Genomic DNA, 12,953 nt, shown 5'->3' on the forward strand with positions numbered 1-12,953 from the left:
AGGTGACAACTGCGCGCCCGAGAAACGGTCGATGTTGATAAACTGGCCACCGGCCGGAACACGGAAGGCACCGCCGCCATATTTCTCGACAGCCGCTTGCATGAATTCGTTGAACACAGGCCCACAGGTATTGCCGCCAAAAGTGTTGCGTCCCAGTGGGGTTGGCGTGTCGTAACCGATATAGCAGCCGGCCACCATGGTGCTGGAGAAACCTACGAACCAGACATCTTTTGCCTCGTTAGTGGTGCCGGTCTTGCCGGCGGATGGCACGTCCAGATTGATTGCCCGAGACGCGCTGCCACGGTCCACAACGCCGCGCATCATCGACGTCAATTGATAGGCGGTGATTGCATCCATAACACGCTCACGGTTGCTGGTGATGCGCGGGCTGCTGTCTGCCGCGAGCTCTGCAAAGGCACAGTCCTCACAAGAGCGCTGGTCGTGGCGGTAAATCGTCTGCCCACCGCGATCCTGAACCCGGTCAACAAGCGTCGGCTCTACACGCTCGCCGCCGTTGGCAAACATCGCATAGGCCGCGACCATTTTGTAAAGGGTGGTTTCCTCGGACCCCAAAGAGTTCGCCAGAAACGGGTTCATATCGTCATAAACGCCAAACCGTTCGGCGTAATCCGCGACCGTTTCCATGCCGATCTCTTTGGCAAGGCGAATGGTCATCAGGTTTCTCGAGTACTCGATCCCAGTCCGAAGCGGCGTTGGCCCGTAGTATTTGTTCGACGAGTTTTTCGGGCGCCACAAACCTTCGGGCGTATCAATCTCGATCGGCGCATCGATAACAATCGTGGCCGGAGAGTAACCACTGTCCAGCGCTGCGGCATAAACGAAAGGTTTGAAACTGGATCCAGGCTGGCGTCGCGCCTGAGTCGCGCGATTGAAAACCGACTGCTCATAGCTGAAACCACCCTGCATCGCGAGGACGCGACCGTTGTTCACATCCATCGCCATAAAGCCGCCCTGAACCTCGGTTACCTGCCGCAACGACCAGCGTTCAAAGTTGCCGTCTTCGTCGTTGATCGCACGCACCAGCACCACTTCGCCCTCGCGCAGCAGGTCGCCCGCGACCTTTGCTTCGGGTCCAAGCTCGTCGTCCTCTAGCTGCTTGCGCGCCCAGGTGACGTCGGCCGGATTGATGAAGTGCCCATCGGCGTCATCTTCGACACCTTCGATGCCAATCCGAGCATCCCGGTTGCCCACAAACAGCACCACAGCCGGGTACCACTGGCCGTCCAGATTGATGTCCCGCGGCACGTCCAGATCGCGCAGTGCGGCACGCCACTCCGCCTCGGATTCCAGAAGTTCTGTTGGGATGGTCAAACCGGTTCCACGCCAGATACCTTGTTCGCGATCGTACTTCTCTAGGGCGTGACGCAGGGCCGCCGCAGCGACATCCTGAAGCTCCGGATCGAGCGTTGCCCGCACAGCCATACCGCCGGTAAAGAACTCTTCTTCGCCGAAGTCACGGCTAAGCTGACGACGGATTTCGTCGGTGAAATAGTCTCTGGATGGCAGCGCCGAGCGGAAGCTGTCATAGTCACCATTCTGAACTGAAAGTAGCGGTTGAGCTACCTCAATTTCATAAACATCTTCAGGGATATAGCCGTTTTCCTTCATCTCTTTCAAAACGAAGTTTCGACGGCTTAACAGTCTCTCTTTTCGGCGTACCGGATGAAACTGACTTGGGGCTTTCGGCATGGATGCAAGCGTCGCAGCCTCGTGCGGTGCAAGGTCCGAAAGCGTCTTGTTGAAATAGGTCTGCGCCGCGGCCGCGACACCGTAAGAATTCTGCCCCAGGAAGATCTCGTTCATATAAAGTTCGAGGATACTTTCCTTGTCCAGCGTTTCTTCGATCCGGGTTGCGAGAATGATCTCTTTGACCTTCCGTTCGATCTGGCGGTCACCGGACAAAAGGAAGTTTTTCATCACCTGCTGGGTGATCGTCGACGCGCCCCGCACGTTGGCCCCGCGCGAACGCACGGCTTCGACAAAGGCGGCCGCGATACCACGGGCGTCATAGCCATTATGCTGATAAAAGTTCTTATCTTCGGCGGAAATAAACGCCTGTTTTACCAGATCAGGGATCTCTTCTGCAGGCACGAACAAGCGACGTTCTTTGGCGAATTCATCGATGATCCGCCCCTCACGTGAATAGATCCGAGAGATGGTCGGCGGTTGATACTGCGCAAGGGATTCGTGGCTGGGCAGGTCATAGCTGTAGATATACAGCACCCCGCCAATCGACAGAGCAACCACGGCAAGGCCCATCGTTACAAACGTAAAGATGCCACCGAAAAATGAGAGAATAAATCTAATCACTTTGAACCCTAGCTTGTTGCAGCTCTTCTATAGCTGTGGATGACAAATGGGTCAAAACACAACAAGGGGAAAAATCCGCGGTTTTTCGCGTATATAGCTCAGTTATTTGCCAGATTGCGCGCGGTTTCATCCGCGATAACCCAGGCTTGCAGCCCGTCGCGGATGCCATTGGCCAGAGCCTGTCGCCATTCCGGGTTGGTAATATTGGCCAGATCACGTTCCGAGGACATGAATCCGATTTCAATCAGCACCGAAGGAATGTCTGCCGCTTTCAAAACCGAAAAGCCACCTTGCCGATAGGGATGTTTGTTCAGCTCCCCAACCGCGCCCTGCATGCCCAGCACCATCGCTTTGGCCAACCGTTCCGATCGCGGTGCAGTTTCTCGACGCGCCATGTCCAGCAGCACTTCGGCCACCTGATCGTCTGTACCCGTCAGATCTATGCCAGACAGAACATCAGAGCGATTGTGCCGCTCTGCCAGATACTGCGACGCCGCATCGCTGGCCTGTTCCGACAGCGTGTACACCGTGGCCCCTTGCGCATAGCCCTCAAGCACGGTGTCAGCGTGCAGAGACATAAAGATATCCGCTTCGACCTCATGGGCGATGGCAACGCGGCGTTCAAGCGAGACAAAGACATCATCAGACCGCGTCAGAATGATTTCGAAATTCCCGGCCCGCCGCAGCGTGTCGCGCAACTCGCGTGCGAACTGCAATGTGATCTGTTTCTCGGTCACGCTTCCACGCTCGGCCCCCGGATCAATGCCGCCATGGCCCGGATCCAACACGACGATCGTGGGGGCCCAATCGGGTTTGGCCTCGCGATCTTCGCGGGTGATGACCGTTTCGGGCAAATCCCAACGCGGATCATGCGGAGCGCCTGCCCTGGCCGCGAACTCTTCGGCATTCGCAGCTTTCAGGCGCACCGACAGGGTTACTGGCCCCTGCCCGTCACCCAGTTTCATTTCGGCAGTTTCAAGAACCAGAGGGACGGTCAAGTCAGCGACAAGCCGGCTCCAGCCCGGCCGATACGCGCCAACCCGCACATCCGAGATGTTCTGCGCCTGATCCAGCACTTGCGCGTCAATGCCCGTCCAGTCGACCTCACGAAAGTCGATAACAAGGCGGCGTGGCTCATCCAGCGTGAAGATGCGCCATGGCAGCCCCTGCGATAAGGCAAGATCCAGCTGAACACCGCCTCGCCGTGCATCGGTAATCGCGCTGGCGGCCGCATCCACGCGGGCCAAGGCGGTGAATTCCTGCGCGGCGACAGGCGTGCTCAGGCCAATAGCTGCCAAAAGCCCAAGGCAAAGGGATCGAAGTCTGCTCATCATCCAACTCTTTGGTTGTTTAATGACAGACTACATCAGTCCCACGGGTCTGAGAACTTAAAGATGACCACGATGCGTCATAAATCGTTGAAGGCGCTCAAGTCCTTCGGCGATATCGGCACTGGAGCGCGCATATGAGAAACGCAATGTGCCGTGCCCGCGCACCGGATCAAAATCCAGACCCGGCGTGACCGCAACGCCCGCGTGCTCAAGTATTTCGGCGGCAAAGGCGCGGCTGTCTTCGGTAAACTCGCTTACATCCACATAGACATAAAACGCGCCGTCTGGGGGCGCAAATTTGGTAAAGCCCGACTTCGGCAGCCCTTCCAGCATCATGCGACGGTTTTCACGATACACCGCCATATTGGCGTCGAGTTCGTCGGTGGCGTCCATCGCCGCAAGGGCCGCGACTTGGGACACATGCGGCGCGCAAATGAACATATTCTGCGCCAGACGCTCAACCGTACGAATGTGATCTTCGGGCACGACCATCCAGCCGATCCGCCAGCCTGTCATCGAAAAATACTTTGAAAACGAGTTGATTACATAGCAGTCGTCGGTCATTTCCAGCGCCGTGACGGCCTTCGCCTCATATTCAATACCGTGATAGATTTCATCGCTGATAAAGCTTGCGCCTTTGGCCTGCGTTGCATCAATCAGCGCCTGCATCGCGGGCTTGTCCAACATCGTACCCGTCGGGTTCGCGGGCGAGGCCACCATCAGACCCTGAATGTCCAGATCCGCGAAGTCTTCGGGTACGGGTTGCAGCCGGTTTTCCGGTGACGCGGGCAAATCCAGCGGGTTAAGCGACAACGCCTTCAGGATTTGGCGATAGCTGGGATAGCCCGGGGCGCCGATCGCCACTGTGTCGCCCGCATCAAACAACGCCGTGAAGGCCAACAGGAACGCAGACGAGCTGCCTGAGGTGACCACTATTCGTTCCGGATTAAGGTCGACGTTGTACCAGTCGCCATAAAGCTGCGCGATCCGGTTGCGCAGGGCCGGCAAACCAAGCGCCACGGTATATCCCATGGCATCTTTCCGCATCGTCTCGGCAAGAACGCGCTGAGCCCGCTCTGGTGCCGCGGTTCCCGGCTGGCCCACTTCCATATGGATGATATGCTTTCCTGCGGCTTCTGCCTTACGGGCGGCCTCCATGACGTCCATCACAATGAAGGGATCTACGGTGCTGCGACTAGACTTACGCATGGTTTTCCTTTCTGGTGCCTCCATGATCTTTGAGCCTTTTCTGACGAGAGCGTCAACTCGGTTGACCTTACTTGCGAGCTGTTTCCTCGCGGCACTTGTGTTCGTGTTTGTTGCAGCCCCTGCCCGCGCGGCGACCATCATCCGTGACCCCGATATCGAATATTCTCTGGCGCAGCTCGCCAAGCCCATCCTTGCGGCCGCAGGGCTGGGCAGCAACGTGCGCATTCTGGTGATTGATGACAACAAGCTGAACGCCTTTGTCGTCGACAATCGTCATATCTTTTTGCATTCCGGACTGATCCTGAAAACCGACAGCGCAGCAATGTTGCAAGCGGTCATTGCGCATGAGGCGGCTCATATCGCCAACGGCCATATCACGCGCCGGATGCAAAACTTCGGCTCCGCCCGCACCGCTGCAAGCCTTGGCTCTATTCTGGCGGCGGTTGCTGGCGCGGCGGCAGGCAATCCGGAATTGGGCGTGGGTGTCGCTCTGGGCGTCAGCTCGACCGCCCAGCGAAATTTTCTGGCCCATACACGCGCCGAAGAAGCCTCGGCTGACAAATCCGCGCTGCGGTATATGAAAGCCGCGCGCGTGAACACACAGGGCACCATCGATGTGCTGGAGCTCTTTGAGGGTCAAGAGCTTTTGAATACCTCACGCCAAGACCCCTATGTGCGCAGTCACCCACTGACACGCGACCGGATTCGCGCGGCCAAAGCAGGGGCGCAGGCGCTTGCCCATGACGGGGACGACGATGCGACCGCGCAATATTGGTTTGGGCGTGCCAAAGGCAAACTCTCGGCATTCGAGCGTCCGCCAAAGTGGACAAAGCGTACGCTTAAAACCAGCCCGTCCAAAGACGTGCGCCTGATGCGCGAAGCGATCATGTACCACCGGCAATCGCAAAAGGCCAAAGCGGTCGCGGCGATCGACAAAGCCATCGCTCTGCGCCCGCGTGATCCCTTTCTTTATGAATTGAAGGGTCAGATCCTGATCGAAAGCCGCGATCAGCAAGGGGCGCTGAGGGCCTATAAACGTGCCGCCGACCTTGCGCCCAACAATTCTCTTTGTCTGGGCGGTTATGGGCGGGCATTGCTGTCGCTCAAGCGCCACAACGAAGCACGGGCAGTTCTGGAAAAAGCACGCAGCCTGGATTTCCGCGACGCGCGTATCCTGCGCGATCTGGGTGCGGCTTATGCCGCCCTTGGAAATCGGGGCATGGCCGCAGTTGCAACGGCCGAACGATACGCCTTGCAGGGGCGGATGAAAGACGCGGGCATCCACGCAAAACGCGCTGTCGATCTTTTGCCTCAAGGTTCCGCTGGCTGGCGGCGAGCGGATGATATATTGCTGGCCTCAAAGCGCGCAGCGCGACGAAAATAACGGAGAGTTTCGTGAAAAATGCCCTTCTGGCCGGTCTGGCCGTTGCAACTTTGCTCTTGGCAGCTGCGGTCTATGTTTCACAGGGAAAACAGACGCCGGACTTTAACCTTGCCCGCCTGACTGCAGACGAAAAGATTGCGCTGCGCGGCGAGATCCGTGCCTATCTGTTGGACAATCCCGAAGTGATCTTCGAAGCAGTGGACATCGCAGAATCCCGTCAGGCCGAGGCGCAGGCCCAGCAGGACGTGACCATGGTTCAGGTGAACGCCGCTGCGATCTTTGACGATGGCTATAGCTGGATTGGCGGAAACCCCGAGGGCGACATCACGCTGGTTGAATTTGTCGACTATCGCTGTGGCTATTGCCGCCGCGCGCATGATGATGTCGCACAGCTTGTGAAGTCCGATGGCAACATCAAACTGATTATGAAGGAATTTCCAATTCTCGGTGAAGACTCGATGCGCAGCTCGCAGTTTGCGATTGCTGTCAAGCAGCTGGCCGGTGACGCAAGCTATAAGGCCGCGCATGACGCTTTGATCACCATGCGCACCAGCGCCAACGAGGTTTCCCTGTCGCGTCTGGCCACCACGCTTGGGCTGGATGCAGAACAAGTGCTGGCCCATATGAACAGCGAAGAGGTCCGCACCGAAATCGCCAACACACGCGCCCTTGCTCAGCGGCTTCAGATCACGGGAACACCGACCTTTGTCATGCAGGATGAGTTGCTGCGCGGATATGTGCCGCTGCAAGCGATGCAACAGCTGGTCGCGCAGAAACGCGGCTGATTACGCCTATTCGACCTTGGCCGCTTCGATCTCGGCGGCCTTGGTCTCGACCTGCTCGACGATGTGATCGATCATCTTGTCGTTGTCCATCTTGTGGCTTTGCTTGCCGGCAAGATACACCATGCCAGACCCAGCGCCGCCGCCGGTAAAGCCAACGTCGGTCATCAAAGCCTCGCCCGGACCGTTCACGACACAGCCGATGATAGACAGACTCATGGGCGTTTTGACATGCTCCAGCCGTTTTTCCAGCGCCTCGACAGTCTTGATCACATCAAACCCCTGCCGCGCGCAGCTTGGGCAAGAAATGATGTTCACCCCGCGATGGCGAAGGCCAAGGGATTTCAGGATTTCAAAGCCGACTTTGACCTCTTCGACCGGATCAGCAGACAGGCTGACGCGCAACGTGTCGCCGATGCCCATCCACAAAAGCTGCCCCAGGCCAATCGCCGACTTGATCGTCCCCGAAACAAAACCGCCCGCCTCGGTGATCCCAAGGTGAATGGGCGCGTCGGTGGCCTCGGACAACATCTGATAGGCGGCCGATGACATGAACACATCAGAGGCTTTCACCGAGATCTTGAACTCGTGAAAATCGTTATCTTCCAATATCTTGATGTGGTCCAAACCGGACTCAAGCATCGCATCGGGACAGGGCTCGCCGTATTTGTCCAGCAAGTGTTTTTCCAGCGATCCGCCGTTCACGCCAATGCGGATCGAACAGTTGTGATCCCGCGCGGCTTTGATGACTTCTTTGACACGTTTTTCATCGCCAATATTGCCCGGCTTGATCCGCAAACAGGCGGCACCAGCCTCGGCCGCGTCGATCCCGCGTTTGTAATGGACATGGATATCGGCCACGAGTGGCACCGGGCTTTCGCGGCAGATCTCTTTGAGCGCTTTCGAGCTGTCAACATCCGGCACAGAGACCCGAACAATATCCGCCCCGGCTTCTGCTGCCGAAATCACCTGATTAAGCGTGGCCTTAACGTCGCTCGTAATAGTGTTGGTCATGGTTTGAACCGCAATCGGCGCATCGCCCCCGACCGGGACATTGCCCACCATGATCTGGCGGGATTTCCGGCGCTCGATCGTGCGCCACGGGCGGATATGGTTCAGAGACATAGGTCAAACACTCAAGTCAAAAGTCCGTTGCCGCATATGTAGTCCTGACCGCGCAAAGGAGCAATGCGCGGTACGCGGAAATCGCCAAACTTAAGTGGTTTTATGCGGCTTTACTCGGAAACCGTGAGTTCGCCGGTCGGCGTGATTAGGGATGCGACACGTGCGAGTTCCGGATCCGCTGTAAGGTCCGCGATCTGATACGCGCTTGTGATCGCGTCGACATTCAAAGCAACGTCCCGCTGAACGGTCGAGCCTTCACCGATCGGGCCATAAATCTCGCCGTCGATGCGGACATAGACAAAGCCGGACATACCCGCGACCTTAAGGGTCGGCGCGGTTTCTGACGCTGGCAAAAGCACCTCGTCGCCCGAATTCAGAGTGTTTTCAAACAAGACGGACCCGTCCGCCGATTTGATGCTCATCCAGGATGGGCGCACCGCAAACAGCACGACTTCTGGTGGAGTGTCTTCGACAACCTGCGGCACGGCGGGCACTTCGGGTTGATACAGATCCGCAGTCGCCAAAACGGTTTCTTCGGGTGTGAAGGCCCCGACGGATTGCGGGTTCAACGTCGAAATTGGTGCGTCCCGCGCCACTAGAACCGGTACATCCAAAGCCTGAGGTCGGTACAACCGATCCAAGTCCTGCGACGGTGGATTAAACACGCCAGTGGCCTCGGCCATGGCAAAGGTGTCACCCGCCTCTTCAGATGTCAGCGGATCCAGATCTGACAGAACGACCGGCGTCTGTTCGACCGGTACGATGCGCACCTGTTGAATTTCATTGACCACGCTGACGCCGCCATACCCAACACCGGCAATCAAGGCCAACAGCACAAGGCTCGAGGCAATGGCACGCGGCTCGAGATTGGCCAACATGCTTTCTTTTTCAGGCAGATACGGTCCCTTTGAACCTTTGAACGGATCAGGGTTGGACTGCGAGATAACCGTCTGTTCGGACTTGCGCATGGTCGAGGCCTCGGCCGCCATACCATGTGCCGTCTGAAACCCGCTCTCCTTACAGAACTTATCGAATGTATCTTCCGGGCTCATGCCCAGATACCGTGCATAGGATCGCACGTAGCCGGCGATGAAGCCGGGCGTTTCGAATGCTGTTGGATCTGCGTTTTCAATCGCTGAAATATAAGATGCACGGATACGCAGCTCTCGCTGAACATCCAAGAGCGACTTGCCTAGGGTCGCTCGCTCGCCTCTCATAAGATCGCCTAGACTTACGTCATAGTCGTCAAACCCTTTTGGGCCTGTATCTTCTTCAACGGCTTTGCGCTTTTTGCGCCCGATCATTACCTTACGTGCCTCACTGCCAAAACGGGCTCGAACTTGTTTCCCCGATTCGAGCTACCCCCATTCATTGTGTGTAAGGTAACACAGTGCAACAATATTTGCGAGTTTTGTGATTTTAGCCTGCGAGCTCGGCACGATTCAGCGCACAATGCGACCACAGCTCGTCCATTGCGTGTACGAGCGCATTAATCTCGCCCGGACCATGCACCGGAGACGGTGTGAACCGCAGACGTTCTGTTCCACGTGGCACTGTTGGGAAGTTGATCGGCTGCACATAGATGCCGTGATCCGACAGCAAGCGGTCGCTCAGAATCTTGGTGTGAACAGGATTTCCAACCATCACCGGCACAATGTGAGTGCCGTGATCGATAATTGGCAGACCCAGACCTTTCAGACGCAGCTTCAGAACTTTCGCCTGCGCCTGATGGCGGTCGCGAATGTCTTGATCGGTCTTCAGATGCGCCACAGATGCGGCGGCACCCGCGGCAACAACTGGCGGCAGGCTGGTGGTAAAGATAAACCCAGGCGCATAAGAGCGCACCGCGTCACACATCTTGGCGCTGGCTGCGATATAGCCGCCGTGCACACCAAAGGCTTTGCCCAAAGTTCCGTTGATGATGTCGACCCGCGAAGTCAGATTGTCCCGCTCGCTGATGCCGCCGCCGCGTGGACCATAAAGGCCAACTGCGTGCACCTCATCCAGATAGGTCAGCGCACCGAATTCATCGGCAAGATCGCAGATGTCTGCAATCGGCCCTATGTCGCCGTCCATCGAATAGACCGACTCAAACGCAACCAGTTTTGGCGCCTTCGGATCATCTGCGGCCATCAGCTCGCGCAGATGCTCTACGTCGTTGTGACGGAAAATACGTTTCGCGCCCCCGTTGCGACGCACACCTTCGATCATAGACGCGTGGTTCAGGCTGTCGGAATAGATGATCAAGCCTGGAAACAGCTTGGGCAATGTGGACAGTGTCGCGTCGTTGGCAATGTAGGCGCTGGTAAACAGCAGCGCGTCTTCTTTCTGGTGAAGATCGGCCAGCTCTGCCTCCAGGCGTTTGTGATACACTGTTGTGCCCGAAATGTTGCGAGTACCACCAGAGCCTGCGCCTGTGGCGTCCAGCGCTTCGTGCATGGCATCAAGAACAACAGGATGCTGCCCCATACCCAGATAGTCGTTGCCACACCAAACGGTGATTTCCTGCTGCGTACCGTCAGGCTTGTTCCAGAGGGCTTTCGGGAAATGTCCCTTTTTGCGTTCGATATCGATAAAGGTACGATACCGACCTTCGTCGTGAAGGTTTTTCAGGGCTTGGTCGAGCGCAGCGGAAAAATCCACGGGCCATCCTCCGGTTTGCTGGCTGGGCAGCTTGCATTTGCGGTGACTACTACGCGAAGTCGAAGTCATTTCAAATAAGAAATCGTTACATAACCTACATAACTTAAGGGTCAATTTAGATCTATTCAAAAATACTGTCGATGCGACACTTTGGTGTTTGGCCTTTGCATTTGGCTGGACAGTCCGCGCACACTTGCTAGGGTTGCGCAAACTCCCAAATTCAGAGGTTTCACCCATGGATCTTCAACCCGTCCTCAACAGGATTGATGCCGACATCGACGCCGCAACCGACCGTTTGATTGACCTGCTCAAAATCCCTTCAATCTCGACCGATCCAGCGTATAAGCAAGACTGCGAGAAAGCGGCCGACTGGCTTGTCGCCGACCTGAACTCCTTGGGCATTCAGGCCAGCAAGCGCGAAACACCCGGTCACCCAATGGTTGTAGGCCACGTCGACGGCGACGGCCCGCATGTTCTGTTTTACGGACACTATGATGTACAGCCGGTTGACCCGCTAGACCTGTGGGACTCCCCGCCTTTTGAACCCGCAATCGAAGAGTCAAATGGCGTAAAAGTGATCCGTGGACGCGGCTCGTCAGATGACAAAGGCCAGCTGATGACATTTGTCGAAGCCTGCCGCGCCTGGAAGGCTGAACACGGCACCCTGCCCTGCAAGATCACCTTCTTCTTTGAAGGCGAAGAGGAAAGCGGCTCGCCGTCGTTGGTCCCCTTCATGCAGGAAAACGCCGAAGAGCTGACATCTGACATCGCCTTGATCTGCGACACCGGTCTGTTCCAAAGCAAAACCCCCGCCATCATCACAACCCTGCGCGGGCTGTTGGGCGAAGAACTGACGATCAAAGCGGCCAACAAAGACCTGCACTCTGGCATGTTCGGCGGCCTTGCCCGCAACCCTATCGCGGTTTTGACCAAGATCATCGCTGGCTTGCATGACGAAAACGGCCGCGTCACAGTGCCGGGTTTTTATGACGGCGTGCCAGAACTCAGCGACGAGATCAAAGCTCAGTGGGAGGCGCTCAACTTTGACCATGGTGCCTTTCTTGGCGATGTAGACCTGTCTGAGCCCGCTGGCGAAAAAGGGCGCACGCCGCTGGAAAAACTCTGGTCGCAGCCAACTTGCGAACCAAACGGCATCATCGGTGGCTATACCGGCGACGGTTTCAAAACGGTGCTGCCTGCCGAAGCCTCAGCGAAAATCAGCTTCCGTCTGGTCGGCACCCAAGAACCGCTGAAGATCCGCGAGTCGTTCCGTGCCTATGTGCAATCCATGCTGCCCAGCGATTGTACGGTGGAGTTCACCGGCCACGGAGCCTCTAAGGCGTCGTCCATGTCGACGGACCACCCGGCCTTTGAACAGGCGCGCGCAGCCCTCAGCGATGAGTGGCCCGAGGCCGCAGCATTTGCGGGTTGCGGCGGATCCATTCCAATCGCCGGGCATTTCAAGCGGATTTTGGACACCGACGCCATGCTGATCGGCTTTGCCAAGGACGATGACCAGATTCACTCTCCGAACGAAAAGTACGATGTCGAAAGCTTCCACAAGGGCATTCGCAGCTGGGCGCGTATTCTTCATGCGATGACGACGACATCTTAACCCCTGTTTTTCAGGGATAAAGTGACCGGAGTTTGTAAGGGGCAAAAAACTTTTGATTAAGAGTGTTTTGCCCCTTGCGCCTCCCCAACCCTTTTGGCTAAACAGCGCCTCACGGAGAGGTGGCCGAGTGGTCGAAGGCGCACGCCTGGAAAGTGTGTAGGCGGGACACCGTCTCCAGGGTTCGAATCCCTGTCTCTCCGCCATTACCCCTAAAATCAGTCATCTCATGATCTGCCAGACCGGGCAGCGACTTGGGCGTTTATTTGCCCAGCACGATATCGGCCTGCAGCCCGCCCAACTCGGGGCTATCTCCCAGAACAAGCCGCCCGCCATGGGCACGCGCTGCGTCGGCGGTGATCGACAGGCCCAGGCCAACGCCACTTACCTTGTTCTGGTTTCGCGCAGCATCCAGACTTGCAAAGGGTTTGACCGCCTCTTCCCGCTGATCCTCGGGAATTCCGGGGCCATCATCCTCCACGCGGATAATATAGCCACGCTTGCTGGCAATCAGACTGACCCGCGCGCGTGTGCCA

The 12,953-nt window shown here is 57.1% G+C and carries 10 protein-coding genes and 1 tRNA gene; 4 read left to right on the forward strand and 7 right to left on the reverse strand.

Going from position 1 to position 12,953, the window contains the following annotated elements:
* From ACEQWH_RS13890 to ACEQWH_RS13900, 3 genes are all read right to left on the reverse strand, one after another.
* The coding region (locus tag ACEQWH_RS13890) for a penicillin-binding protein 1A (RefSeq protein WP_370231807.1) at nucleotides 1–2,331 on the reverse strand (2,331 nt) is incomplete at its 3' end.
* 98 nt (nucleotides 2,332–2,429) lie between these two features.
* Nucleotides 2,430–3,662 (reverse strand): N-acetylmuramoyl-L-alanine amidase, encoded by a 1,233-nt coding sequence (locus tag ACEQWH_RS13895; protein ID WP_370231809.1) that lies wholly within the window; start codon nucleotides 3,660–3,662, stop codon nucleotides 2,430–2,432.
* A 57-nt stretch (nucleotides 3,663–3,719) separates the two neighbouring features.
* Nucleotides 3,720–4,871 (reverse strand): pyridoxal phosphate-dependent aminotransferase, encoded by a 1,152-nt coding sequence (locus ACEQWH_RS13900; RefSeq protein ID WP_370231811.1) that lies wholly within the window; start codon nucleotides 4,869–4,871, stop codon nucleotides 3,720–3,722.
* Between ACEQWH_RS13900 and ACEQWH_RS13905 the strand changes: the two genes are divergently transcribed.
* Together ACEQWH_RS13905 and ACEQWH_RS13910 are read left to right on the forward strand one after the other, a co-directional pair.
* Nucleotides 4,870–6,255, forward strand: a complete 1,386-nt coding sequence (locus ACEQWH_RS13905; protein WP_370231813.1) for a M48 family metalloprotease — start codon at nucleotides 4,870–4,872, stop codon at nucleotides 6,253–6,255. The two genes, ACEQWH_RS13900 and ACEQWH_RS13905, sit on opposite strands and share 2 nt — an antisense overlap.
* Before the next feature lie 11 nt (nucleotides 6,256–6,266).
* Nucleotides 6,267–7,040, forward strand: a complete 774-nt coding sequence (locus ACEQWH_RS13910) for a DsbA family protein (protein ID WP_370231814.1) — start codon at nucleotides 6,267–6,269, stop codon at nucleotides 7,038–7,040.
* 6 nt (nucleotides 7,041–7,046) lie between these two features.
* Here the strand turns inward: ACEQWH_RS13910 and ispG are convergent, their stop codons facing one another.
* The 3 genes from ispG to hemA all read right to left on the reverse strand — a co-directional run bounded on the left by ispG (nucleotide 7,047) and on the right by hemA (nucleotide 10,805).
* Nucleotides 7,047–8,162 carry a flavodoxin-dependent (E)-4-hydroxy-3-methylbut-2-enyl-diphosphate synthase gene (ispG, locus tag ACEQWH_RS13915; protein WP_370231816.1) on the reverse strand — a complete coding sequence of 372 codons (1,116 nt, stop codon included), beginning with the start codon at nucleotides 8,160–8,162 and terminating at the stop codon, nucleotides 7,047–7,049.
* Between the two features lie 110 nt (nucleotides 8,163–8,272).
* On the reverse strand, nucleotides 8,273–9,466 hold the full coding sequence (locus tag ACEQWH_RS13920) for a helix-turn-helix domain-containing protein (protein ID WP_370231818.1): 1,194 nt from the start codon (nucleotides 9,464–9,466) through the stop codon (nucleotides 8,273–8,275).
* A gap of 115 nt (nucleotides 9,467–9,581) precedes the next feature.
* Nucleotides 9,582–10,805, reverse strand: coding sequence for a 5-aminolevulinate synthase (gene hemA, locus ACEQWH_RS13925; protein WP_370231820.1), 1,224 nt, complete (start codon nucleotides 10,803–10,805; stop codon nucleotides 9,582–9,584).
* 235 nt (nucleotides 10,806–11,040) lie between these two features.
* Between hemA and ACEQWH_RS13930 the strand changes: the two genes are divergently transcribed.
* Both ACEQWH_RS13930 and ACEQWH_RS13935 read left to right on the forward strand, forming a co-directional pair.
* Nucleotides 11,041–12,420: a M20/M25/M40 family metallo-hydrolase gene (locus tag ACEQWH_RS13930; RefSeq protein ID WP_370231822.1), complete on the forward strand. Its 1,380-nt coding sequence runs from the start codon at nucleotides 11,041–11,043 to the stop codon at nucleotides 12,418–12,420.
* A 113-nt stretch (nucleotides 12,421–12,533) separates the two neighbouring features.
* Nucleotides 12,534–12,623, forward strand: a tRNA-Ser gene (locus ACEQWH_RS13935).
* 56 nt (nucleotides 12,624–12,679) lie between these two features.
* Here ACEQWH_RS13935 and ACEQWH_RS13940 read toward each other — a convergent pair.
* A partial coding sequence (locus ACEQWH_RS13940; protein WP_370231823.1) for an ATP-binding protein occupies nucleotides 12,680–12,953 on the reverse strand: 274 nt, incomplete at its 5' end.

Origin of the sequence: Cognatishimia sp., from assembly GCF_964229375.1 — a bacterium.
In the GTDB taxonomy this organism is placed as follows: Bacteria; Pseudomonadota; Alphaproteobacteria; order Rhodobacterales; family Rhodobacteraceae; genus Cognatishimia.

Coding starts and splice junctions, on each gene's coding strand:
- ACEQWH_RS13895 (WP_370231809.1), bottom strand. CDS start 3,662: ATGAGCAGACTTCGATCCCTTTGCCTTGGGCTTTTGGCAGCTATTGGC.
- ACEQWH_RS13905 (WP_370231813.1), top strand. CDS start 4,870: ATGGTTTTCCTTTCTGGTGCCTCCATGATCTTTGAGCCTTTTCTGACG.
- ACEQWH_RS13900 (WP_370231811.1), bottom strand. CDS start 4,871: ATGCGTAAGTCTAGTCGCAGCACCGTAGATCCCTTCATTGTGATGGAC.
- ispG (WP_370231816.1), bottom strand. CDS start 8,162: ATGTCTCTGAACCATATCCGCCCGTGGCGCACGATCGAGCGCCGGAAA.
- ACEQWH_RS13920 (WP_370231818.1), bottom strand. CDS start 9,466: ATGATCGGGCGCAAAAAGCGCAAAGCCGTTGAAGAAGATACAGGCCCA.
- ACEQWH_RS13930 (WP_370231822.1), top strand. CDS start 11,041: ATGGATCTTCAACCCGTCCTCAACAGGATTGATGCCGACATCGACGCC.